The sequence below is a fragment of the Streptomyces sp. NPDC052101 genome, assembly GCF_040680235.1.
Lineage (GTDB): Bacteria > Actinomycetota > Actinomycetes > Streptomycetales > Streptomycetaceae > Streptomyces.
The window spans coordinates 151,575-174,834 of the sequence record NZ_JBFAWH010000002.1 but is presented as its reverse complement, the minus strand read 5'-3'; the positions used below and the strand labels follow the sequence as shown (position 1 = coordinate 174,834).

Genomic DNA, 23,260 nt, shown 5'->3' with positions numbered 1-23,260 from the left:
TGATGACGACTCCCGGCCGTTGGCAGGACGACGTGCTGCGTGAGCTGACCGTGGGCTGTGCCGACGAGGCGCGCGAGCAGCGGGCGCCGGGTGACGCCCGGCCGCCCTTGCCCGTGCGCCACACGGACGAGGAGCGTCCCAACCCGGGTCGGCCGTCCCGCGAACACCACACCACAGGGCCGGTCTCGCGCGGGGACCAGGAGCGGTCCGCCCCGCAGACCCCGGCTCAGGTATCCCCGCGCCCCGCGCCCGAGGTTCCACCGGCGCCGTCGGCCCAGACCCACCCCGGTACCGGGTCCCCCGCTCCCGGTGTCGAGGCAGTCCCGCAGACCCCGGCGACGCCACCGAACGCCTCCCCCGCCGTACGGCCGCCCCGCCAGGCCCGGCTGCCCATGGCGACGCCCGAGCCGGTGCCGACGCTCGACCCGCGCCTCGCCATAGCGCTCGGCTCGCCCCAGCACGGCGATTCGCTGGTCCGGCGTTCCGGCCGGTCGCTGCGCAAGCTGACCTCGTCGGCCGCGCAGGAGGTCGCCGAGGAGAGCCGGCTGGGCAGCATGGTGCAGCAGCCGGTGACCACGGGCCGGGTGATCGCGGTGACGTCGATCCGTGGTGGAGTGGGCAAGACCACGACCGCCGCGCTGCTGGCGCGGGCGTTCAGCCACTACCGGCACGACCCCGTGCTCGCTCTGGAGGCGGACGCGGCCCTGGGCACGCTGCCGGTGCGTATGGGCGCTCAGTCCGTACGCTGGTCGTGCGTCGAAGTGTCTCGGATCCTTACTCCTTCGATGCAACTGACTGACATCACCGGGTACTTGGTGCCGGTTGCCGACGGTGGCTGGCTGCTGCCCGCGAGTCAAGGGCGGGTGGGCGCCCCGCTGGACGTTGCGACCTACCGCACCGTGACGCTTGCGCTGCGGCGTTACTTCGCCGTCACGGTCGTGGACTGCGAGACGTTGCCCGGCGAGGTGGCCCGTACGGCGATGGACACCGCGCACGCACGTGTGGTCGTCGCCCCGCTCACCGCAGAAGGCGTGGGCGGTACCCGCATCGTCCTGGACTGGCTCGGCGGGCTGCCGCATGCCGCACTCGCCTCCACCGTCGTGGCCCTCACCTCGAACACTCCCGACGCGAACCTCGACCTGAAGGCCGCCACGGCCCATTTGCGGGAAACCGGAGTCACTCTCGTGCATCTGCCCTACGACCGGCATCTGGCCGGTGGCGGACCGATCATGCCCGATCGGCTGGGTGAGGCCACGCGCCGCGCGGCCACCCAGCTCGCCGCCGAGACACTGCAGAGGGCGGTGCGGGTGCGTTGACCCAGCAACAGGTCCATCGCCCCGCCCGCTCGACGCGTCCGCTGCTCCCGCCGGCGGCTCGCACGATCGAGCCTCCGCCGAACCTGCCGGAGGGCAAGACCGGCAGCCCGGCGACCGCTCTGCTGCCGATGGCCGGCGTCATGAGCTCGGTCGTGATGATGACGGTGATCCGCTCCAGCCAGTTCGCGGGCCTGGGCGCCGTCGTGCTCGTCATCGCGCTGCTCGGTGCGGTCGCTCTGTTCCTTTCGCAGCGCGGCAAGGCACAGCGCCAGCGGCGCGTCCAGCGCGAACGCTACCTGGAGTACCTGGAGGAGCTACGTGCCGAGTTGGGCGCTGACGAGCGAGAGCGTCGTCGTGCCGCCCGGCTGCTGCACCCCGCGCCCACGGCCCTGTACGACGTGCTACGCGATCCCGCGCGGCTGTGGGAGCGGCGCCGCACGGACACAGACTTCCTCCATGTGCGGGTCGGTCTCGGTGACGTACCCGTGCAGGAGCTGACCATCGGCCAGCAGACAGCCGGAGGCGTGCTCACCCCGCCCGACCCGTTCATGCTGAACGAGGCACGCGCCCTGCAGGCCCGCTACACCACCGTGTCCGACCATCCGCTGACCGTGCCACTGGACCGCGCCGGCAATGTGAGCATCGTCGGCGACCGCGCCGGGGTGCTGCGCATCGCCCGGTCCCTGCTCGTGCAGGCCGCCGTGACCCACGCACCGGACGACGTCGCCATCGCGCTCGCCGCGCCCGGGGACCGTATCGAGGAGTGGGAGTGGGCCAAGTGGCTCCCGCACGTCCTCGACCCGCAAAGCCATGACGGCGCCCTCGCCGCGCGGCGCATCGCCCCCGGCATGGCTCAGCTGGCTCAGGTGATCGGCTCGGATCTGGGGCGGCGTGCCTCGTACGCGGCCGAGGTGCGCCGCGGGCTGTCCGACAACAAGGCGCTCGCCCTGACCGACCGGCTGCTGGTCCTCAGCGACGCGTACGGGGAGAACGCCGTCGAGCTACCGCGTCCGGACGCCGCCGTCGCCCTGGACGACATGGGCGTCACGGTGCTGCACCTGCTCGCCGAACAGATTCACGAGCCTGATCACGTCTCCGTGCGCATCACCGTCGACGGCGACGAGGTCACGGTGGAGGATCTGCGCGGAGAGCAGGTCGTACGGACGGACGGGGTCGCCGACCGCACCCGACTCCCCGAGGCCGAGGGTCTCGCCCGGGCCCTCGCGCCGCTGCGCCTGTCCGCCGAGTCCGCCGCCGAGGGCACCCCCGTCTCCGGGCCCGTCGACTTCCCGCAGTTGCTCGGCATCGATGACATGGCCGCCCTCGACCCAGTCCGGACGTGGGCGCCGCGCGGGGAGCGGGACTTCCTGCGGGTGCCGATCGGCTTGGACGACCGGCATCAGCCGGTGCTGCTCGACCTGAAGGAGTCTGCCGAACTCGGCATGGGCCCACACGGTCTGTGTGTCGGCGCGACCGGCTCCGGAAAGAGCGAACTGCTGCGCACCCTGGTGCTGGCCCTGGTGACGACGCACTCGCCGGATGATCTGGCGATGGTCCTGGTCGACTACAAGGGCGGTGCCACGTTCGCCCCATTTGCTCCTCTGCCGCACGTGGCGGGCGTGATCACGAACCTGGAGAACCAGGCCGGACTGGTCGAGCGCGTGCACACCTCGCTGGCCGGTGAGATCAAGCGCCGTCAGCAGGTTCTCAAGGACGCGGGCAACGTCGCCGACATCGGGCACTACCGCACCTTGCGCGCCACGGCCCGGCCGGACCTCGAGCCGCTGCCACATCTCTTCGTCGTCATAGACGAGTTCGGCGAACTCCTTACCGCGAAACCGGACTTCATCGACCTATTCCTGTCGATCGGCCGCATCGGCCGCTCCATCGGTGTCCATCTGCTGCTGTCCAGCCAGCGCATCGAGGGCGGCAAGCTCAAAGGGCTGGAGACGTACCTGTCGTACCGGCTCGGTCTGCGCACCTTCTCGGCGGACGAGTCACGTACAGTCCTGGAGACCACCGACGCCTTCCACCTGCCGCCCCTGCCCGGCTTCGGCTACCTGAAGGTCGACACCTCCACCTACACCCGCTTCAAGGCCGGCTTCGTCTCCGGCGCGTACCGCGGCCCCGTCGTACACGAGAGCACCACCGACGCCGAACCCCGCGCCTGGACGTATCCCGCCTTCAACGCCCCTGCTGCCGAGCCGGGCGAGGACGCGCCGGTGCCGCGTGAGCGCGAGACCGGGCCGACGGTCCTGGGCGTGGCGGTCGGCCGGCTCGCCGACGTCGCTGAACCGGTGCGCCGGATCTGGCTGCCACCTCTGCCCGAGGCCCTCACCCTCGACGCGGCTGCCGGCCCGGTGGAGGCATCCGCCGACGGCCTCCGGCTCGCCCGTGTGGACAGCCCGTTGCGGGTGCCACTTGGGGTGCTCGACGATCCGGCCCGGCAGTGGCAGGGCCCGTGGGTGCACGATCTGAACACCGCGGGCGGGCACACCGCCGTCATCGGCGGCCCGGCCTCCGGCAAGACGACCTTGCTGCGCACCCTGGCGCTCTCCCTCGCCCTCACCCACACCCCGCGTGATGTCGCCGTCTACGGCCTGGACCTGGCCGGCGGTGGCCTGAGCGCCCTGACGGACCTGCCGCACGTCGGCGGCATCGCGACCCGCGCCGGCCACGAGCGCGCCGCCCGTACTGTCGCCGAAGTGCGTGCCATGCTCGCCGAGCGGGAGGAGATCTTCCGCGAGCGGGGCATCGACTCGGTCGACCAGCTGCGGGCCTTGCGCGGACGAGGGGAACTTCCCCAGCTCGGCTCCACCGACGTGGTGCTACTCATCGACGGATTCGGCGCTCTGCGCGACGAGTTCGCCCACCTCGACGACGATGTGGCCGACCTCCTCAAGCGCGGCAGCGGCTACGGCATTCATGTCGTGGCGGGCATGCTCCGCTGGAATGACGTTCGCATCGCCACCCAGTCACTGTTCGGCAGCCGTATCGAACTGCGTCTCAACGACCCGGCCGACTCCTCCGTCGACCGCAAGCTGTCCGCGACCCTGTCGGCGGACACACCGGGCCGGGCTCTGACGGACGGCAAGCTGTTCGCCCAGGCGGCACTCCCTCGCATCGACGCCCATGCGACGACGGATGGTCTAGGTCAGGCCCTGGAGCACGCGGCGGCCACGCTGCGCGCCGCCTGGCACGGTGAGACCGCCGCGCCCGTGCGGGTGCTGCCGACCAGGCTGCCCGCGCAGCGCCTGCCCTCCACCGTGGCGGAACCGCACGCGATCCCGATCGGCGTCGACCAGGAGACCCTCTCCGCGACCGTCCTGGACCTGTTCGGCGCCGATCAGCACCTGCTGGTCCTCGGCGACAACGAGTGCGGCAAGACGAACCTGCTCAGGCTCGTCTCTCGCTCCCTCATCGACCGCTACGACAAGGACGAGCTGGTCTTCGGTGTGTTCGATGCGCGGCGCGGCCTGCGGGGAGTGATTCCGGAGCCGTACCGCGGTGGCTACGCGCACAACGCCGCGCTGTCCCAGGCACTCGCCACCGGCATCGCCACCGAGCTGGCGAAACGTCTTCCGGAGGCCCCCGACCCCGACGCCCTGACTGATGAGCCGTCGTTCACCGGCCCGCGGATCGTGATCCTCGTCGACGACTACGACATCCTCACCGCGGCCGGGCAGCAGCCCCTCTCCCCGTTCCTGCCGTACATCTCCTCCGCCCGGGACATCGGCCTGCACTTCGTCGTCGCCCGTCGGGTCGCCGGAGCCTCGCGGGCCCTGTACGAGCCGCTCCTGACGGCACTGCGCGAAACCGGCGCCACGGCACTGGTGATGACGGGCGACCGCACCGAAGGTCAGCTCTTCCCCGGTCTGTACGCCTCCGCCCAGCCGCCAGGGCGCGGCACGCTGGTCCGCCGGGGCCGCCGTCACCAGCTGATCCAGACCGCGCTCGTACCCGAGGCCGAGCCAACGCAGGCCCCGGCATGACCAAGTGATGAGTTCGCCGTGCCTTTGGCCAGAAGCGTATGGCTGCTGCAACAACCGATCTGATAGGGATGAATGTCCTGTTGTCAGTGGCGCGTGCGATGCTGAGCAGCGCTGAGGGAACGTATCTGCCGTAGAAGCAGCGGGGGTTGACGTGACGGGGTGGGACATCAGTCCCAGCGGGGTGGAGTCCATTCTGTCCTTGGTGGGTCTTGCGGCCGACGACCTGAGCAAGGACATCAAGGGCTACGGGACGAGCGTCCAGGACGCGGCGGAGTCCGCAGGCACGATCAGCGGCCCGTACTGCGGTGGCCCGCCGGTGGGGCCGGTGGGTGCCGCGGTCGCGAACTTCGTGTCCGACACCGAGGACTCGATCAAGTTCATGGCGGCCCGTATCAAGAAGACGATGGACGGGACGGTCAAGGCGACCGGTGCCTACATCGACGGTGACCTGGCGATGGCCGCCCGGGCCCAGCGTGACGCGGCCAAGGCGCCCACCCCGGCCGAGCTTCAGGCCGTGGGCGAGCGGACGAAGCACCACGGGGGTGGCGCGTAGTGGAGATGATCGAGCCGGGTGGGATATTCCAGTACACCGGTGACTTCGGGAAGCTGTCCAAGGCGGTCACCGAGCTGCGCAAACACGCGATCGGCATCCGTAACGCCGGCCAAGACGTCCACTCACGCTTCCAGGCGACGGGCGCGTTCTACAAGGCGCCGGAGGCGGACCAGCTCCTCTCCTCCACCCAGCCGGTGATGGACACGGCGGACGAGTTCGCCGGCCACATCGAGTCCCTCGCCGACGCCCTGGACACCTTCGTCGCCGAAGCCAAGCCATTCGCTGACCGCTTGAAGCATCTGAAGGAGAAGGCGATCGCCTTCGTCGACAGCGTCGAAGGCGACGACCACTGGACCAATGACCAGCACAAGGTCGACGAGCACAACGCCCTCATGCACGGCGTGGCAGAAGCCGTCGTGGGATTCAAGAACGCGGAGCACAACGCGGCGGTCAAGATCGGCGCCATCAGCCCGGCCATGTGCCGCCCCGTCGGCGACGAGGGCGGCACGTACGGCATCAGCGTCGACAAGCTCGAGTCCATGCCCGACCTGCCGTGGGGTACTCCCGTTGCCCGCACCTACGACCGCTGGAGCATGGACTGGTGGGGCCACGGCATCAAGAGCTGGGCGTGGGACGGCCTCGTCAAAGACAGCCTCTGGGGCGGCTTCGTCGGCCTGGGCACCTTCGAGGACAACATCCTGGGCATCAACGGCTCCGACGCACAGCACCAGACCTGGGACGGCCTCAAACGCACCGTCGTCGGCGCCTACGCCTACGGCATGGATGCGGTCGGCGAGGGCGACCACCTCTCGGACTGGCAGCGCGGCAGCGAGGCGTACGCCAAGGAGTTCGGCAAGCAGTTCATCGCCTACGACGAGTGGCACAAGGACCCGGCTCGGGCCCACGCTGTCACCAGCTTCAACCTCCTCACCGTGTTGGGGGGCGCTGGCGGGGCACTCGCCAGGCTGGGCAAGGCAGGCAGATTCGTCGAAGCCGCCAGCACGGTGGCCAAGGTCGGAGGTGCCCTGGATCCGATCTCCGGCGCCGCGAGAGCGGCGAGAGCCCTGTCCGATCTGCCGAAGGTCTCCGAGGTACTGACCAACGTCAGCGAACACCTGCGGCTGCCGAAGACGAGGTTCCCCGACGGCGCCCTGGACGACCTCAGCAACCGCTACAGGGTCGACAAGAACGGCCAGCTCATTCCGATCAACGCCGACGGCACGCCCAACCTTGCCGAGGCCCCGCACGAGCCTGCCGCCGCCGACCGTGGCGGTGAGGCGCCACTGAGCCACGCGACCTCGGATTCGGCACGCGGCGCAACGGATACGTCCGCCCACTCCAACCGATCACACGAGTTGGTCGGAACCGGTGCCCGCGCAGAACACGCCGCCGGCTCCGCGCACACCAGTGAGCGGACACCGGGGCAAGCAGGCGGACACGCCAGCGGCCACGCTGCATCATCCGAAGGCTCTTCCACCAGGGGTGCCGGTGCAGAACCGGTCAGCCGGCGCGGAGCGGGCAGCGGAGCAGGGGGACATGGCTCCGGAGGAACGGGACCTGGCCCTCACGGCTCGGCATCCGACAACGGCTCCGCCCACCATGACGCTGGCGATGAGCACACTGGCCATGATTCACCCGCTGACCCGGGCAGCCACTCGTCCGATCCACACCATCACAACGCCTCGGGCGCAGAGCCGGATCACACACGCCGCGCGCTCCCGCCGGGTACCGCTGACAGAACCTTGCGCGAGATGCGGCGCATGCGTCACAGCCGGGAAAGGTACAAGGGGGCAGAGGACTACGTCCGCAAGATTGCAGGCGGCGCACCTGAGCGACACTATCGCGTGCCCACTCATGACCACCCTTACCACCCTGTAAAGGCGCCAGGAGGCCGCAATGTCGATGTCCCAGTGGACATGCCTGACGGCCGGACTCTGGCTGTGGAGGTAAAGCATTACCTTGAATGGAGGACGATCAAACTCAAGGGTGGCGGCACCCGTCGGGTGAGGGGCGAAGTCCCGCTGAACGAAGGTATCCTTGAGCAAATCAACAAGGACCTCACGCTAAGACGGCTGGACCCAAGGTTCGATCCACGCTGGGTCTTCCTGCATGCACCTCCGTCGCAAGCGCTGAGAAACTACCTCATACATGCTCGCATCATCTTCATCGAGTTCGGGCCGGCCCCCAAGTAACCGCGAAAGCCGCGAAAGGAACATAACGTGGTAAACGCAAATGAACCCGACCTCCAGGGCTGGAGCGAGGAGAGGCATCGGAACGCCATCGACATTGCGGATATGCTCGGAGTGCCCCCCGGAATTTACGCGAGCGACCCAACGGGCCTCATCCCCGCCTTGGACGACTACGTGTCCCGCGCTCCTCTGAGTGAATTCGAGGAGTCCGACTGGGTCACTCTGCACTTGGATTTGGCGTCCTACGTCGCCGACTTCCTCATCCATAAGTACGGGGCGCGCTGGATCGTCGCGGATGATCCCGCTGGGCCGGTTGGATTCCGCTATGTCATCGAGGCAACTGGACTCGACGGACAGACTCGTCGGGTCGACCCCATCGATGTCGTAGCCAAAGAATTCGCTAACCGTCCCATCGAAATCGTCCGGATGCTGGCCAGCGCAGAGCTCACCTTGAACCTCGCTGCACAGGCCGGCGACGAGGAATGAGCAGGGCGGGAATATCAGCAGGGTAGTGAGGGTCGCGGAAAATCCCCACCCGGCTTCAACAACGATTTCTCGGCGACGCGGAAGCCCGCGCGGGGCAGCTCGAAAGGGGGGCTCCCCAAGGGCATGGCGTGATCATCTCTAACCCGTGGGTGACTGGACTTGGAAGTCACGCCGGGTGCTGAAGGTATCCGCTCGCGTAACGGAAGCGGCCGCAGACGTCTGGACGTCCTGGCCGCACACGCAACAGACGCTGGCGAGGTGGCTTCGAAGCGGGCGCTCAATGGCTGCTAGGCCAGCGGGTCGCTCATGGCCAAGGGCTCAGTGCACTCACCGGGCTGTCGTGGGTAGCGCAGAGTCCGCCGCGTCCGGAGATCGGCTTGGTCGTCGAGGACGCCCCTCAAGAAGCCCCGTCGCTGGACGCCCTCGAAGAACTCTCGGGCCGGTACTGAGCGCCGTAGTGCCGTCCTCTCTGACAGAAAGCAGCACATGCCCCAGGACGTCATCGCCCTCACCCCACAGATGCCGGATACCAAGACGCTGCTGGCCGCACTGCACGCCGGCGGCCCGGACCTGCGCGTGAACCGGGCAGGTGGCGGATCCGTCGCCCAGTTGTGCACGGACGACGGAAAGCTCCTGGTCTCCGTGGAGGCCCCCCGCTACCTGCAGGTGCCGGGCGAGACGGAGCGGCTGCTGGGACCTGGCGTGCAGACAGAGGGACCGGTGTGGTGGACCGAGGTGCGGGCTTCCACCGCCATCGCGGAAGCCAGGCTGCTGGCCGGCTCGGTCGCGGGACGGCTGACAACGCTGCTCGGCGGCATCACATGGCCGCCTGAAGCCGCCCATACCGACGTCGTGACCGTACCAGCCACGGGTGAGGTGACGGTCCCGTCCGCTGACGTGGACGTACTGACCGATGCGGATGTGCTGACCGACAAGAGCGTCATCGTCATCTACGATCGCCCCGTCGTTGCCGCCACAACATGGCTGACCGAAGCGGTGCGAACCGTGGCGCAGGACCGACGGGAGCTGTATCTCGTCACGTCCCCCAAGACGCGGCTGAGCCTGCCCACCCGCACCGTGTTGGAGCGCATGCCCGCACGCTGGGTCGTACGCCACCCCGACAACGGCTACTACGACGGCCTCTCCGGAGCCGTACTGCGCTGGCACGACGGACGCTTCACCCCGGCTGCCGACAACGGCCCCCGGATCGCGGACGCCTTCCAACCCCCGCCCGGCAAGGGCGGTGAACGGCAGTTGCTGCTGTCCATCCGCACCATCCACCCCGCCCAGGAGCACCTGATACTCGGTGGCGCTCTGGAGGACGCCTGGCAGACCCTCACTGGACTGCCGCCGGCCGGATGGGCCACCGCCGAGCCCGTCAACGTCCCTTGGTCGCCAAGGCAACTGACCGACCTGGCCCGCAGCCGCTCCCGCCAGGCCCAGCCCACCTGGGCTGTCGCCCTAGGCACCGCCGACCGCCCTGCGATCGCCACCTTGCGCATCGCTCACACGCAAGGGGGCGTAGAGGAGCACATCACCCTGGCTCTCGGCTACGCCGCCGACGAGCGAGCACCGATCGAGCTACTGCCCCAGCTCGCCGAATCCCTCGCGGCCAGGCACAACCTCGCCACAATGATCAGTGAACTCCGTGCGGCCCGCGCGGACCTGACCACTCCGGCCCACTACGAACCGCCATCGATCCCGGTCTCTCTTACTCTCGGCCCAGATGCCGTGGCCGACCTCGGCATCAGCCATGCCCGCAGCGCCTTGCCGGACTGCACCCCGACCAGACTCGGCCCGGCCGGCCGCCCCGCCCTGCACTATCCGCTCGGCGACGGTACCGACCCCGCCGCCTGGCAACGCCTGCGACGCATCAACGAACACCTGAACGGTGGAAGCGGGGCAGTCACCCAACCGTCTTGACAATCGCCGCCCCATCGGCCCCAGCTTCGGCCCACCTCGGCTGCGTGGCGATATGAGCTGCGTGCTGCGAGGACGCGACGGCGCGCGAGAGGTGGTACAGGTCGGCGCTTCAGCCCTTGAATGGGGTTCCATAGCTGAACCATGGGACGCTGGCTGCTGCCTCTGGCAAAGTATCGTCACTGTTAGACGATTCTCGTGAGGAACCTTGTGAGCACGCTCGGTAGTTTTATCTGGTCAATCGCTGACCAGCTTCGGGGCCCCTATCGCCCCAACCAGTACGGGACAGTGATTCTCCCGTTCACGATCTTGAGACGGCTCGACTGCGTACTTGAGCCGGATCGCGCGGCGGTACGGGAGCTGGCTGCGCGATACGAGAACCCGAACCGGCTCAGGGTGGAGGTCAAGAAGGCCACGGGGCGGACGTTCTACAACACCTCCAAGTATGAGTTCGCGAACCTGCTGGCTGATGCGGACGGGCTGGCGGACAACCTCGCTGACTACATCGACCGGTTCTCCACCGACGTGGACGTGTTCGAGTACTTCGACTTCAAGAAGGAGATCCTGGCCTTGGAGAAGGCCGGGCTCCTGCGCGAGGTGGTTAAGTCCTTCGGCGCCGTCGATCTCCACCCGGATGTGGTGTCGAACTCCGACATGGGTGATGCCTTCGAGTACATCATCCGCAAGTTCAACGAGGCCGCGAACGAGACCTCCGGAGACCACTACACGCCGCGCGACGCGATCCGGCTGCTGGTCGACCTGCTCTTCGCCGAGAAGGACGTCGACCTCTCCGAGGGCGGCATCATCCGGTCGCTGTACGACCCCACCGCCGGCACCGGCGGCATGCTCTCCCTGGCAGAGGAGCACCTGCTCGCGCAGAACCCAGAGGCGAAGCTGAGCCTGTACGGCCAGGAGTACAACCCGCAGTCGTACGCCATCTGCAAGTCCGACCTGCTCGCCAAGGGCCACGACGCGACCAACATCGCCTTTGGCAACACACTCACCGATGACGCCTTCAAGGGTCGCCAGTTCGACTACTGCATGTCCAACCCGCCCTACGGAGTGGACTGGAAGCAGTACGCCAAGGCGATCACGGCCGAGCGCGACTCTGCTGGCCCTTACGGCCGCTTCGCGCCCGGCCTCCCGGCGACTTCCGACGGCCAGATGCTCTTCCTGCTCCACCTGGCCCACAAGATGCGCGCACCTGAGGACGGTGGAGGCCGCGTCGGCATCGTCATGAACGGCTCCCCCCTGTTCACCGGCGCCGCTGAATCCGGCCCTAGTAATATCCGCAAGTGGCTGCTGGAGAACGACCTCGTCGAGGCGATCGTCGCGCTGCCGACCAACATGTTCTTCAACACCGGTCTTGCCACCTACATCTGGATCCTTGACAACACCAAGCATCCCGACCGCCAAGGCAAGGTCCAACTCATCGACGGCACGTCGTTCTGGACCAAGATGCGTAAGAACCTCGGCTCCAAGGGACGTGAGATAAGCGACGACGACCGCGCGAAGGTCGTCAAGCTGTACGCCGACTTCACGAACGCCGACCCCGGCATCTCCAAGGTGCTGCGCAACGACGAGTTCGGCTACTGGACCATCACCGTCGAGCAGCCCCTGCTGGATGAGGACGGCAAACCGATCACCGACCGCAAGGGCAAACCGAAACCGGACACCAAGAAACGTGACACGGAGAACGTGCCCTTCACCTACGGCGGCTCCACCGCCGGCCCGGCGGGCAAGGTCGAGGTCATCCAGGCGTACTTCGACACCGAGGTGAAGCCGCACGTCCCCGATGACGCCTGGATCGACTGGGCCAAGGTCAAGACAGGCTACGAAATTCCCTTCACTCGCCACTTCTATAAATACGTTCCGCCCCGGCCACTCGCCGAGATCGACGCCGATCTGGAGAAGCAGGTCGCAAAAATCCTGGGCCTCTTGCGGGAGGTCGAGGGATGACCCGGTTGGGCGCAGCAGTTCAGAAGATCGATGAGCGGATTCCTGGCGTTGAGCTCCCGCTGATGTCTGTGTCGCAGACCAAGGGTGTGGTACGGCGCAGCGAGCTGACAGACGCACCTCAACGTGCAGAGTCGCTCGATGCCTACAAGGTGTGCCGCAAAGGGGACATTGTCTTCAACAAGATGAAGATCCGTTCTGGCGCGATGGGCGTCGCTCATGAGGACGGACTGGTCACCTACCACTACGAAGTGATGCGCCCTCGCAAGGGCATGGATTCGCGCTACATCGTTCATCTTATGAAGTCTTCGTGGTTCACCAGCGAGCTCATCGCACGTGAGCGTGGGATCTCAGCCGGAGGTGAGCACGGCGGCATTCGCACGACGGAGGTCCCATTTACCGTCCTTCGGACGATCGACGTGCTCCTTCCAGGGATCGACGAGCAGCGTGCCATTGCCGACTACCTCGACCGCGAGACGTCCCGCATCGACATGCTCATCGAGGAGCAGCAGCGCCTGATCGAGATGCTCCGCGAACGGCGTGCAGCTGTAATCGCGAGCACCTTGGCCAAGCTGAGCGACACCATGACCAGACTGAAGTATGTTTCGACGATTCAGACAGGGGTGACATTGAGTGGTGCGGGCGACTCAGCTGATGCCGAGTGGCCGTACCTGCGCGTCGCAAATGTTCAGGCTGGATACGTGGATCTAGGTGAGATCAAGACGGTCCGAGTTCCTCCTGAGCGCGCTGTTCGCTCTATGCTCCAGCGTGGGGACGTCCTGATGACCGAGGGCGGGGACATCGATAAGTTGGGGCGAGGGGCACTCTGGCACGGCGACTTGCCCAACATGCTGCATCAAAACCACATCTTCGCAGTCAGGCCGATTGAAAGCCTCGACTCGGAGTTTCTGGTCTATTGGCTCGATGGTCCGGTCGCCCGGTCCTATTTCCGCACTACGGCAAAGCAGACGACGAACCTTGCTGCTACCAACAAGTGGACGGTCGGCAACCTTCCTATTGCGCTGCCACCTATCGAAGACCAGAGAGGGGCCGTCGCGGCCCTCGACGAGCAGACAGCCGCGATCGGATCGCTCATTGCGGAGACCGAGCGGTTCATCGAGCTCGCCCGGGAGCGGAGGGCAGCGTTGATCACTGCGGCGGTTACGGGGCAGATCGACGTACGAGAGGCGGCGTGATGGCCGACCACAACGAGGTGGTCTTCGAGACGGAGATCTGTGAATACCTCGAGGCTCACGGTTGGCTGTACTCGGCGAACGACCATGACGCTGGTGAATACGACCGGGAGCGGGCGCTGTTCCCGGACGACCTGTACGCGTGGCTGGAGGAGACGCAGAAGTCGGCGTACGAGAAGGCGTTGAAGGCCGCGGGCTCGCAGGCGAAGTTCCTGGACGTGCTGACCGCGGCGCTCGACCGGCCGCTGGAACACGGCGGCGGCACGCTGAACATCCTGCGCAACGGGGTGCAGTACATCGGTGGTGGCCGGTTGAAGATGGCGCAGTTCCGCCCGGAGACGTCCCTCAACGCGACCACCACGGCGCACTACGAGGCGATGCGGGTACGAGTGGTGCGGCAGGTGCACTTCTCGACCGCCGACCAGCGCAGTATCGATCTCGTCTTCTTCATCAACGGCCTCCCAGTGGCCACGGTGGAGCTGAAGACCGACTTCACCCAGTCGCTGGACGAGGCGATCCACCAGTACAAGCAGCACCGCAATCCGTTGACGAACGGGCGGCCCGAGCCGTTGCTGTCGTTCGGGCACCGGGCGCTGGTGCACTTCGCGGTCTCGAACGACTTGGCGGCGATGACCACGAGGCTGGAAGGGGACAAGACCCACTTTCTGCCGTTCAACATGGGCTTCGACAGTGGTGCCGGCAACCCGCCCGGCGCGGACGGACGGTCGTCGACGGCGTACCTGTGGGAACGCGTCTGGGAGAAGTACGCCTGGCTGAACATCATCGGACGGCTGATGATCGTGCAGACCAAGGAGGAGTGGGACGTCACCACCGGCAACTCGGTACGGCGTACGAGCATGCTCTTCCCACGCTTCCACCAGTGGGAGGCCGTCACCAAGATTGTGGAGGCGGTGAAGGAGGAGGGTGTCGGGCAGCGGTACCTGATTGAGCACTCGGCCGGGTCGGGGAAGACGAACACCATCGCCTGGACGGCTCACCGGCTGGCCCGTCTACACGTCGATGATCAGAAGGTCTTTGACTCGGTCATCGTAGTCGTGGACCGCACCGTGCTCGACTCCCAGCTGCAAGACGCGATCCGGCAGATCGACGGCAGCGGCAAGATCGTCGCGACGATCAGCCCCGAGGACGTCCGCAAGGCCGGCGCGAAGTCGAAGTCGGGTCTGCTGGCGCAGGCGTTGAAGAACGGTGAGCTCATCATCGCGGTGACGGTGCAGACCTTCCCACATGCGCTGAACGAGATCCGGACCGATGCCAGCCTGAAGGGCAAGCGCTTCGCGGTCATCGCCGATGAGGCGCACTCCTCCCAATCGGGTCAGATCTCCTCCAAGCTGAAGCAGGTGCTGACCGCCGAGGAGGTCAAGGAGATCGAGGAGGGCGGCGAGGTCGACGTGGAGTCGATCCTGGCCTCCGAGATGACCGAGCGGGCCGAGTCTGAGAACATCTCCTACTTCGCCTTTACCGCGACGCCGAAGAACAAGACCCTCGAACTGTTCGGCCGCAAGGGCGCCGACGGGAAGCCGCATGAGTTCCACCTGTACTCGATGAAGCAGGCGATCGAGGAGAACTACATCCTCGATGTGCTCAAGGGTTACCAGTCCTACGACACCGCGCTGAAGATCGCCGGCAAAGCCGAGAGCGGTGACGGAGGGGAGGTCGAGGAGGCCACCGCCCGCAAGGGGCTGATGCGATGGGTGCAGCTCCACCCGACGAACATCAGCCAGAAGGTACGGATCATCGTCGAGCACTTCCACGCCAACGTCGCCTACCTCCTCGAAGGCAAGGCGAAGGCAATGGTGGTGACCGACTCCCGCAAATCCGCGGTTAAGTACAAGCTGGCCATCGACGCCTACATCGCCAGGCGTCGCGCCGAGGATCCCTCGTACGACTACCGCACGCTGGTCGCCTTCTCCGCCGGGGTGGCGATACCCGAGGATGAGAGCTGGCACAGTGACTGGGGTCCGCAGCCGTCGAAAGACGCCGAGTTCACCGAGGCCAACATGAACCCCGGCGCCGGGGCTGATCTGGCGGCCGCGTTCAAGGGCGACACCTACAAGATCATGCTGGTCGCCAACAAGTTCCAGACCGGCTTCGACCAGCCCTTACTCACGGCGATGTACATCGACAAGAAACTGTCAGGCGTCACAGCCGTGCAGACACTCTCCCGGCTCAACCGCACCCACCGCACCCCTGGCGGAGAGCAGAAACGCAAGACATTCGTCATTGACTTCGCCAACAAGCCGGAAGACATCAAGGCAGCCTTCGAGCCGTACTTCAAGGACGCCACCCTGGAGACCGAGACCGACCCGTACGTCGTCGTCCACCTGGCCACCAAGCTCGCCCAGGCCAACATCTACACCGAGGACGACGTCCGCAAGGTCGCCGAGCTGTGGGTGACCCGGAAGGGCAACAACGCGCTCTCGGCGGCGATCAGCCCGGCACAGCACGACTTCCGGCGCCGCTACGCGCGAGCGATCGAGGAAGAGGACAAGGTAGCCCTCAACGCGCTCGACCTCTTCCGTAAGGATGTCTCCACCTACGTACGCCTCTATGACTTCATGTCCCAGATCGTCGACTACGGCGACCCCTACATGGAGATGCTCTCGATCTTCCTGCGCTTGCTGGAGAAGGTCATCGCCGAGTCCGCCTGGGCGGCCGAGGTGGACCTTTCCGACGTGGTGCTGGTCGGGGTCAAGCACAGCAAGGCGAGCCCGGTCGACATCTCGCTCGTGGGCGACGGCCAACTGAAGGGCATCAGCGCCGCCGGCACGGGCACGAAGAAGGAGCCGAAGTACGTTGCGCTCCAGGTCGTAATAGACAAAATGAACGACCTATTCGGCGCCGAGTCGTTCGCCGAGTACCAGGTCCGGGAGTTCGTACAGGGGCTCGTCCAGCGGTTGCTCGCCGACCCGAACCTGATCAACCAGACCAAGGTGAACTCCAAGAAGCAGTTCCTGGAGTCACCAGACTTCCAAGCAGCTGTTACGGAGGCGGTCGCAGACAACCAGGACGCCCACAACACGATGGCTGACTATTTCTTCACCGACGGGCCGGCTATCAACTCGATCATCGTCGCCCTCGCGGATGCCTTCTACGAAGCAGCGGTCGATCAGCAGGTGGATTCTTAGACAGGGCACGCATGATCCGCCCTAGCGGCCCACCCCGCTGCGGAGGTGAGGGAAAGCAGGACCCATGGCCCAGCTGCCGAGCCCGGTTTCCGCGTGAGTCCTCGTCCCTTCTTTCCATCCGTTGTGGCACGGCAGAATGCTGGGGCCTTATTCCGTCGACGAGGTGCTTTCGAGGGCGAGCGGGAGCGTTTGCTTGGCGCGGACTGTCTTGCCGCCCGCCCGTCGAACGTATGCTCCGATCGGATGCGTCTCGTTGGGCCATGTCGCCTTGCTGGCCTCAACCAGAGAGACCGCATAGTGGAAGGGCATGGCCCACACGCCTTCGCGGTGAGGCTCCAGCACGTAGGGCATCGGTGTATCGCTGATCGCTTCCGCGACGGGTTTGTAGCTGACTCCCCTCGGAACGTCGATGCCGAAGTCGAGGAGCTCGACTCCGAGTCGACCGTGGTTGACGACACGGACCACCAGGGCAGTCTGAGAAAAGCCTTGCTGTTCGAACGAGGCGAACGTCTCCGTAAGGTTCTTCACGTTCTCGACGGGCATCGCTATTAGACCGCCCCGCCCGTATGCCCCTACCTCCATACGCACCTGGATACGTGGTCCGTTGAGTAGGTATAGCGCCAGCTGCCAACCCAGATTGCCCGCCGCGACGCACAGGGCGATGATGCTGATGATCAGACTTGCCAGTGTCACTTGGTGAGCATCCCACCTTTGCAGGCCGACTGAGCGGCCTGCGCTTCCTCGGACCGGAGTATGCCGTGGAAGCGGGCATGGCCCACGTCCAGGCGGCCGTCCCAGAACGGCGCCCGGTTCTCCTTGGGATTGCCCAGGCCGCGAAGGCGGGTGTAATCGATGCCGGCTTCGCCCAGCATCTCCCCGAGGCGGGTCTTGCTGAAGCCTTTCTTGCGGCTGATCGGCGTCAGCCGGACGTCCGCCACTACATCGATACGGCTGTCGAGGAGCGAGGCGACGAACGAGTCGATGTCCCGCCCTTCGTATCCGGCGGACCACAGGCCGGGGGCGACGTGGGTCTCCCGGAACAGATCATCCAGGGAGACCTCAAGCGCCTCTGCGACCGCGCCGACGGTGAAGAAACCTGGCTGGATCGCTCCCTCGCCCTCCAGGCGGGCCAGCATCCTGGTGCTGATGCAGGCTTCCTTGGCGAGCCGTTCCCGTGACCACCCACGGGCTTCGCGCAGTGCCCGCACTTGCTGGGCGAGCGCGCGAGCGTGGTCGTGAGGACGCGCTGAGCGATGGCCTGCCATGTGTCGTGATCCTTATGGCGGTTGCGGCGGGCGGGTATGGTCACGGGGCCGGATTCGCGAACGCGCAGGTCCGAGTGCCCTCAGCTGCCGCACCCCATGCAGCCTCACCGGGCACCCTCTGGGAGAAGCCGATCAAGATCTTCTCCCAGATTTCTCCCAAACGATCTCCAGAAACCCGTCAGGGGCCTGATCCACTTGGTGGATCAGGCCCCTGACCTGGTACTACAGCGTCGGGGTGGCGGGATTTGAACCCACGACCTCTTCGTCCCGAACGAAGCGCGCTGCCAAGCTGCGCTACACCCCGATGTCGCTGCTCTCGCGGCGACGACGTTTACTTTAGCCCACTGGTGGCTGGAGACGAAATCCGGTTTAGACGCGGCGGCGGACCGGGGTCGGGCGGGTGTGGTCCAGGGCGACCAGGAGGACGGCCAGGGCGTAGATAGCGAGGCCGATGAGGAGCGCGTTGGCCAGGGTGCTGCGGTAGCCGTGGGCGCCGGCGTCGAGGAAGGGGTAGAGGTAGCGGGCGGGGTGGGAGGGGGCGAGGAAGGCCGCTCGGGCCAGGGAGAAGACCAGGTAGGCCAGGGGGTACAGGAGCCAGGTGGCCGCCTGGCGCAGGTGCAGGCGGGCCGCGGGCGTGAGCAGCAGCCAGTCCAGTACGGCCGCCGCCGGCGTGATCGTGTGCAGGATCTGGAGGGTCGCCCACTGGCCGTGCCAGCGCAGCGGGGCCGTCGTCGCGCCCGTCATGGAGAACGGTGGCGTGGTGTGGGCCAGGAGCAGGTGGTAGACGAGCGCCGTGATCACGACGTAGAGAAGTGTGGCGCCTGTCACGGCCGACGGCAGCGGGCGGCGGGCCCGCCGCGCCCTGGACGCCGACAGGAGCATGACGACGGCCAGCAGGATGTTCGCCTGAATGCTGAAGTAGCTCATGGTGCGGGCCGGCGTGCCCAGCAGCAGCTCCAGGGCCACGCCGACTGCCGCCAGCACGGCGGTCAGGAGGCGCAGCAGGGCGACCGTGGGGCGGCGGACCGGTGCCACCACCGCCGTCGCCGGGACCGGGGCGTGCAGCAGCACGGGCGGGCCCGGGACCGCGGGCAGGTCGGGGATGTCCCTGGGTATCGGGGCGGTCATGCCCTCACGGTAGGAGCGGGGGAGGGGTGGGGCCATTCGGGTTAGTCCGGGTGGGTTACGACCCTTGTCGCCCCGGGTGTGTTACGACCCTTCCCGAGCCACCGGCATCGGCTTCGCCCCGCCGGCGTGAGCACTGCGCGTGAGCCCCGCGCGTCAGCCCCGCCCCACCAGTGTCAGCAGGGTCGCCTCCGGTGGGCAGGCGAAGCGGACCGGGGTGTAGCGGTTGGTGCCGCACCCTGCCGAGACGTGGAGGTAGGAGGTGTGGCCGTCCGCCGTGTGGGTGGACAGGCCCTTCACTCGGTCCGTGTCCAGGTCGCAGTTGGTGACCAGGGCGCCGTAGAACGGGATGCACAGCTGGCCGCCGTGGGTGTGGCCGGCCAGGATCAGGGGGTAGCCGTCCGCCGTGAACGCGTCCAGTGTGCGCAGGTACGGGGCGTGGACCACACCGAGCGAGAAGTCGTAGGTTCCGGAGGGGCCGCCGGACACCTGGGCGTAGCGGTCGCGCTTGATGTGGGGGTCGTCGAGGCCTGTCAGCTCGATCGAGACGCCCTCGACCTTCAGGACACCCCGCGTGTTCGTCAGGTTCAGCCAGCCCGCCGTGTCGAAGCCGTCGCGCAGGTCCTCCCACGGGTTGTGGATGGCGCGCACGGCCGGCGCGTTGCCGTTCAGCCCGTGCCGGCCGCTCGTCCTCTCCAGCAAGTAGCGGGCGGGGTTGCGGAGTTTGGGGCCGTAGTAGTCGTTGGAGCCGAAGACGTACGCGCCCGGGAACTCCATCAGCGGGCCGAGCGCGTCCAGGGCCTCGGGGACGCCCTCCGGGTCCGAGAGGTTGTCGCCGGTGTTGATCACGAAGTCCGGGCGCAGGCCCGCCAGCGACTGCAGCCACCGCTGCTTCTTGCGCTGGCCGCTCACCATGTGGATGTCGGAGACCTGCAGCACGCGCAGCGGGCGCATGCCCGGCGGGAGGACCGGGACCGTCACTCGTCGGAGGCGGAAGGAGCGGGCCTCGAAACCCGCCGCGTACGCCAGTCCGGCGGCGCCTGCCGCCATGATTCCCAGGGGTACTCCGTATCGCGCGCGCATACGTCCATCGTGTCAGACCCTGGAGGGACGCCGGGACCGGCCGGACTCCCCCGAATCGTCCGGCCTCCCCTAAATCAGCGGGCGTTCGCCGTGGTGCACCTGCGACAATCGATCGCATGACCACCACGCTCAAGTCGAAGCTGCATGACGACCTCAACGCCGCGATCAAGGGGCGCGACGAGCTGCGCTCCTCGACGCTCCGGATGACGCTCGCCGCGATCACCAAGGAGGAGGTCGCGGGCAAGGAGAAGCGGGAGCTCTCCGACGACGAGATCGTCAAGGTGATCACCCGTGAGGCGAAGAAGCGCCGTGAGGCCGCCGACGCCTTCGCGCAGGGTGGCCGGGCCGAGTCGGCCGAGCGGGAGAAGGCGGAGGGCGAGGTGCTCGCCGAGTACCTGCCCAAGCAGCTGTCCGACGACGAGCTGAACGCGATCGTCGCCCAGGCCGTGGCAGAGGCGAAGGCGGCCGGCGCCGAGGGGCCGCGGGCCATGGGCGCCGTCATGAAGATCGTGAACCCGAAGGTGGCCGGCCTGGCCGAGGGCGGCCGCGTCGCCGCCGTGGTGAAGAAGCTGCTCCAGGGCTGAGCCACCCGTACTCGCCGCATGTACGGAACAGCCGTAGATGCGGAATATACGGACCGTACGGCGGCGGGGCCGCACCCTCACTTCAGGGTGCGGCCCCGCCGCCGTACTCATATGACCGGGACTAGCCCCGCCAGCCCCCGTTCCCGTTTCCGCCGTTGCCCTGGCCCTGGATGAAGTTGCCCGGGAGGGAGATGGTCGGTGTCGGGAAGGTGCCGCCGGTCGTGTCACCCGTGGTGCCGTCCGTCGTTCCCCCGTCCGTCAGACCGCCGATCAGTCCGCCGATCCCGCCCGTGCTGTCCCCGTTCTTGCCGCCGCCCGTCCCCCCGTGTCCTTTTCCCCGGCCGTTCCCCTTGCCGCCCTTGTTGTTGTCGTCGGGGATGTCGATCAGGTGGAAGTCCTGCGCCGGCTTGCCCGCCAGCGCGCCGGTCATCATGTCGCGCCAGATCGGGCCGGGCACCTCGCCGCCGAACACCTTCTCGTGCGGGACGCCGCCGATGGTGATGTTGATCATCTGGCGCTTGTGCTGCGGGTCGCCGACCCAGACCGCGCCCGCCATGTTCGGGGTGTAGCCGACGAACCAGGCCGCGTAGCGCTCGTCCGTCGTACCCGTCTTGCCCGCGCTCGGGCGGTCGCCGAGACCGGCCTCCTGACCCGTGCCGTCCTCGACCACGCCCTTGAGGAGCGTGCTGACGGTGTCCGCGGTCTTCTGCGACATCGCGCGCGAGCAGGTCGACTTCGGCACCTCCAGTGACTTCTGCTCGCTGCCGACCTTCTGGGTGATCGACGTGATGGCGACCGGGGTGCAGTAGATACCGCGCGAGGCGAAGGTGGCGTACGCGTTCGCCATCGTCAGCGGCGACACCTCCTGGGTGCCGAGCGCGATGGAGGGGGCCTGGTCCATCACCCGGCCGTCGGCGCGCTCCACGCCCATCCTCTTCGCCATCTGGGTGACGGGGCAGATCCCGATGTCGCTGATCAGCTGCACGTAGTAGGTGTTGACCGACTTGGCGGTCGCTTCCTTCATGCCGTACGGCCCGTGCTCCGACTCGTTCTCGTTCGTCAGCTTGGCGGGGTTGCCCGGGTCGTTGCGCCAGACCTTGCCGTCACACTGCTGCACGGGGCTCGGGTACGGCATCTCGTACGGCGACGGGTACTGCTGCGTCGGGGGTTTGCCTCCCTCGATCGCGGCCGCCGCGACGATCGGCTTGAACGTCGAACCGCCCTGGTAGCCCGCGCCGCCGCCCATGTTCGAGTTGACGGAGAGGTTGATCTGCGTCTCGTTCCTGCCGAAGCCGTACGGGCGGGACTGGCCCATGGCGAGGATCTTGCCGGTGCCCGGCTCGACGATGGCCGCGGCCGTCGCCACCGGGTCGGACTGGTAGACGTGGTCCTTGACCGACGCCTGCACGGATTCCTGCGCCTGCGGGTCGAGCGTCGTACGGATCGTCAGACCGCCCTGGTTCCACAGCTTCGCCCGGGTCTCCTGGGTCTTTCCGTAGACCGGGTCGTTCAGGACGATGTCGCGCACGTAGTCGCAGAAGAAGCCGGCGCCCTTGACCGCGGTGATGCAGCCGTTCTTCGGCTGGCTCGGGTGCAGTCCGAGCGGTGTCCGCTTGGCCTCGTCGGCCTCCTTCTGGGAGATGTCGCCGACGTCCGCCATCCGCTGGAGCACGATGTTGCGCCGCTTGGCGGCCTCCGCCTCGTCGTTGACCGGGTCGTAGCGGCTCGGCGACTGCACGACGCCGGCCAGCAGCGCCGCTTCCTGGAGGCTCAGGTCCTTGGCGTGCTTGGAGAAGTAGCGCTGGGCGGCGGCCTCGACGCCGTAGGCCTGCTCGCCGAAGAACGTGATGTTCAGGTAGTTCTCGAGGATCTTCTTCTTGCCGAGCTTCTCCTCGATCTGGATCGCGTACTTCAGCTCCTTGACCTTGCGGCCCAGGGTCTGCTGGGTGGCCTCGGCGACCTTCGTCGGGTCGTCGCCGGCCTCCTCGATGAAGTAGTTCTTCACCAGCTGCTGGGTGAGGGTGGAGGCGCCCTGTGCGACGCCGCCTTGCTGCGCGTTCTTGTTCAGGGCGCGCAGCACGCCTTTGAGGTCGATCGCGCCGTGCTTGTAGAAGCGCGCGTCCTCGATCGCGACGATCGCCTTCTGCATGTACGGCGAGATGTCCTTGAGGTCCACCACCGTACGGTCGCGGGAGTAGACGGTCGCGATCTGCTTGCCCTGGTTGTCCAGTATTGTCGTGCGCTGACTCAGCTGGGGACTCTTGAGGTTGGCCGGGATCTCGTCGAAGCCCTGGACCGAGCCCTTGGCCGCGAGGCCCAACGCGCCGGCCGCGGGCAGCGCGATGCCCGCCATCACGACTCCGGCGAGGACACTGACACCGAGGAACTTGGCGGCCTGCTGCGTTGGCGACAGACCACCGCCCGAGCGCTTCTTTGGCATGGGGGCAGCCTA

The 23,260-nt window shown here is 67.2% G+C and carries 15 protein-coding genes and 1 tRNA gene; 10 read left to right on the top strand and 6 right to left on the bottom strand.

Features of this window, described 5'->3' with window-relative positions; translation table 11 throughout:
* The first annotated feature begins 2 nt into the window (after positions 1-2).
* From AB0L75_RS04450 to AB0L75_RS04410, 9 genes are all read left to right on the top strand, one after another.
* Positions 3-1,316, top strand: a complete 1,314-nt coding sequence (locus AB0L75_RS04450) for a type VII secretion protein (RefSeq protein WP_365175210.1) — start codon at positions 3-5, stop codon at positions 1,314-1,316.
* Positions 1,313-5,308 carry a type VII secretion protein EccCa gene (gene eccCa / locus AB0L75_RS04445; protein WP_365175208.1) on the top strand — a complete coding sequence of 1,332 codons (3,996 nt, stop codon included), beginning with the start codon at positions 1,313-1,315 and terminating at the stop codon, positions 5,306-5,308. Before AB0L75_RS04450 ends, eccCa begins: the two co-directional genes overlap by 4 nt.
* Before the next feature lie 151 nt (positions 5,309-5,459).
* Positions 5,460-5,861: a DUF6507 family protein gene (locus tag AB0L75_RS04440; protein ID WP_365175206.1), complete on the top strand. Its 402-nt coding sequence runs from the start codon at positions 5,460-5,462 to the stop codon at positions 5,859-5,861.
* Positions 5,861-8,053, top strand: a complete 2,193-nt coding sequence (locus tag AB0L75_RS04435) for a hypothetical protein (protein ID WP_365175204.1) — start codon at positions 5,861-5,863, stop codon at positions 8,051-8,053. The genes AB0L75_RS04440 and AB0L75_RS04435 overlap by 1 nt, the downstream gene beginning before the upstream one ends.
* Before the next feature lie 27 nt (positions 8,054-8,080).
* Positions 8,081-8,536, top strand: coding sequence for a hypothetical protein (locus AB0L75_RS04430; RefSeq protein WP_365175202.1), 456 nt, complete (start codon positions 8,081-8,083; stop codon positions 8,534-8,536).
* A gap of 486 nt (positions 8,537-9,022) precedes the next feature.
* Positions 9,023-10,459: a DUF6177 family protein gene (locus AB0L75_RS04425; protein ID WP_365175200.1), complete on the top strand. Its 1,437-nt coding sequence runs from the start codon at positions 9,023-9,025 to the stop codon at positions 10,457-10,459.
* 207 nt (positions 10,460-10,666) lie between these two features.
* Positions 10,667-12,415 (top strand): class I SAM-dependent DNA methyltransferase, encoded by a 1,749-nt coding sequence (locus AB0L75_RS04420; RefSeq protein ID WP_365176446.1) that lies wholly within the window; start codon positions 10,667-10,669, stop codon positions 12,413-12,415.
* Complete coding sequence (locus AB0L75_RS04415) at positions 12,412-13,608, top strand: hypothetical protein (RefSeq protein WP_365175198.1); 1,197 nt, start codon at positions 12,412-12,414, stop codon at positions 13,606-13,608. The genes AB0L75_RS04420 and AB0L75_RS04415 overlap by 4 nt, the downstream gene beginning before the upstream one ends.
* Complete coding sequence (locus tag AB0L75_RS04410; RefSeq protein ID WP_365175196.1) at positions 13,608-16,751, top strand: DEAD/DEAH box helicase family protein; 3,144 nt, start codon at positions 13,608-13,610, stop codon at positions 16,749-16,751. Before AB0L75_RS04415 ends, AB0L75_RS04410 begins: the two co-directional genes overlap by 1 nt.
* Positions 16,752-16,898: 147 nt before the next feature.
* Here the strand turns inward: AB0L75_RS04410 and AB0L75_RS04405 are convergent, their stop codons facing one another.
* The 5 genes from AB0L75_RS04405 to AB0L75_RS04385 all read right to left on the bottom strand — a co-directional run bounded on the left by AB0L75_RS04405 (position 16,899) and on the right by AB0L75_RS04385 (position 20,224).
* A complete protein-coding gene (locus tag AB0L75_RS04405) occupies positions 16,899-17,444 on the bottom strand; it encodes a hypothetical protein (RefSeq protein ID WP_365175194.1) in 546 nt (181 codons plus the stop codon).
* On the bottom strand, positions 17,441-18,016 hold the full coding sequence (locus AB0L75_RS04400; protein ID WP_365175192.1) for a DUF488 family protein: 576 nt from the start codon (positions 18,014-18,016) through the stop codon (positions 17,441-17,443). Before AB0L75_RS04400 ends, AB0L75_RS04405 begins: the two co-directional genes overlap by 4 nt.
* A gap of 230 nt (positions 18,017-18,246) precedes the next feature.
* Positions 18,247-18,320 (bottom strand) — tRNA-Pro (locus tag AB0L75_RS04395).
* A 65-nt stretch (positions 18,321-18,385) separates the two neighbouring features.
* On the bottom strand, positions 18,386-19,144 hold the full coding sequence (locus AB0L75_RS04390) for a Pr6Pr family membrane protein (protein ID WP_365175190.1): 759 nt from the start codon (positions 19,142-19,144) through the stop codon (positions 18,386-18,388).
* Between the two features lie 153 nt (positions 19,145-19,297).
* Positions 19,298-20,224 carry a metallophosphoesterase gene (locus AB0L75_RS04385; RefSeq protein ID WP_365175188.1) on the bottom strand — a complete coding sequence of 309 codons (927 nt, stop codon included), beginning with the start codon at positions 20,222-20,224 and terminating at the stop codon, positions 19,298-19,300.
* Positions 20,225-20,340: 116 nt separating this feature from the next.
* Here AB0L75_RS04385 and AB0L75_RS04380 point away from each other — a divergent pair, with 116 nt between their 5' ends.
* Positions 20,341-20,808: a GatB/YqeY domain-containing protein gene (locus tag AB0L75_RS04380; RefSeq protein ID WP_365175186.1), complete on the top strand. Its 468-nt coding sequence runs from the start codon at positions 20,341-20,343 to the stop codon at positions 20,806-20,808.
* A 121-nt stretch (positions 20,809-20,929) separates the two neighbouring features.
* Here the strand turns inward: AB0L75_RS04380 and AB0L75_RS04375 are convergent, their stop codons facing one another.
* On the bottom strand, positions 20,930-23,248 hold the full coding sequence (locus AB0L75_RS04375) for a transglycosylase domain-containing protein (RefSeq protein WP_365175184.1): 2,319 nt from the start codon (positions 23,246-23,248) through the stop codon (positions 20,930-20,932).
* Positions 23,249-23,260: the final 12 nt, after the last annotated feature.

Excerpts from the sequence above, each read along its gene's own strand:
- AB0L75_RS04450 (WP_365175210.1), top strand. The coding sequence starts at position 3 with ATGACGACTCCCGGCCGTTGGCAGGACGACGTGCTGCGTGAGCTGACC.
- AB0L75_RS04425 (WP_365175200.1), top strand. The coding sequence starts at position 9,023 with ATGCCCCAGGACGTCATCGCCCTCACCCCACAGATGCCGGATACCAAG.
- AB0L75_RS04415 (WP_365175198.1), top strand. The coding sequence starts at position 12,412 with ATGACCCGGTTGGGCGCAGCAGTTCAGAAGATCGATGAGCGGATTCCT.
- AB0L75_RS04410 (WP_365175196.1), top strand. The coding sequence starts at position 13,608 with ATGGCCGACCACAACGAGGTGGTCTTCGAGACGGAGATCTGTGAATAC.
- AB0L75_RS04400 (WP_365175192.1), bottom strand. The coding sequence starts at position 18,016 with ATGGCAGGCCATCGCTCAGCGCGTCCTCACGACCACGCTCGCGCGCTC.
- AB0L75_RS04390 (WP_365175190.1), bottom strand. The coding sequence starts at position 19,144 with ATGACCGCCCCGATACCCAGGGACATCCCCGACCTGCCCGCGGTCCCG.
- AB0L75_RS04385 (WP_365175188.1), bottom strand. The coding sequence starts at position 20,224 with ATGCGCGCGCGATACGGAGTACCCCTGGGAATCATGGCGGCAGGCGCC.
- AB0L75_RS04380 (WP_365175186.1), top strand. The coding sequence starts at position 20,341 with ATGACCACCACGCTCAAGTCGAAGCTGCATGACGACCTCAACGCCGCG.
- AB0L75_RS04375 (WP_365175184.1), bottom strand. The coding sequence starts at position 23,248 with ATGCCAAAGAAGCGCTCGGGCGGTGGTCTGTCGCCAACGCAGCAGGCC.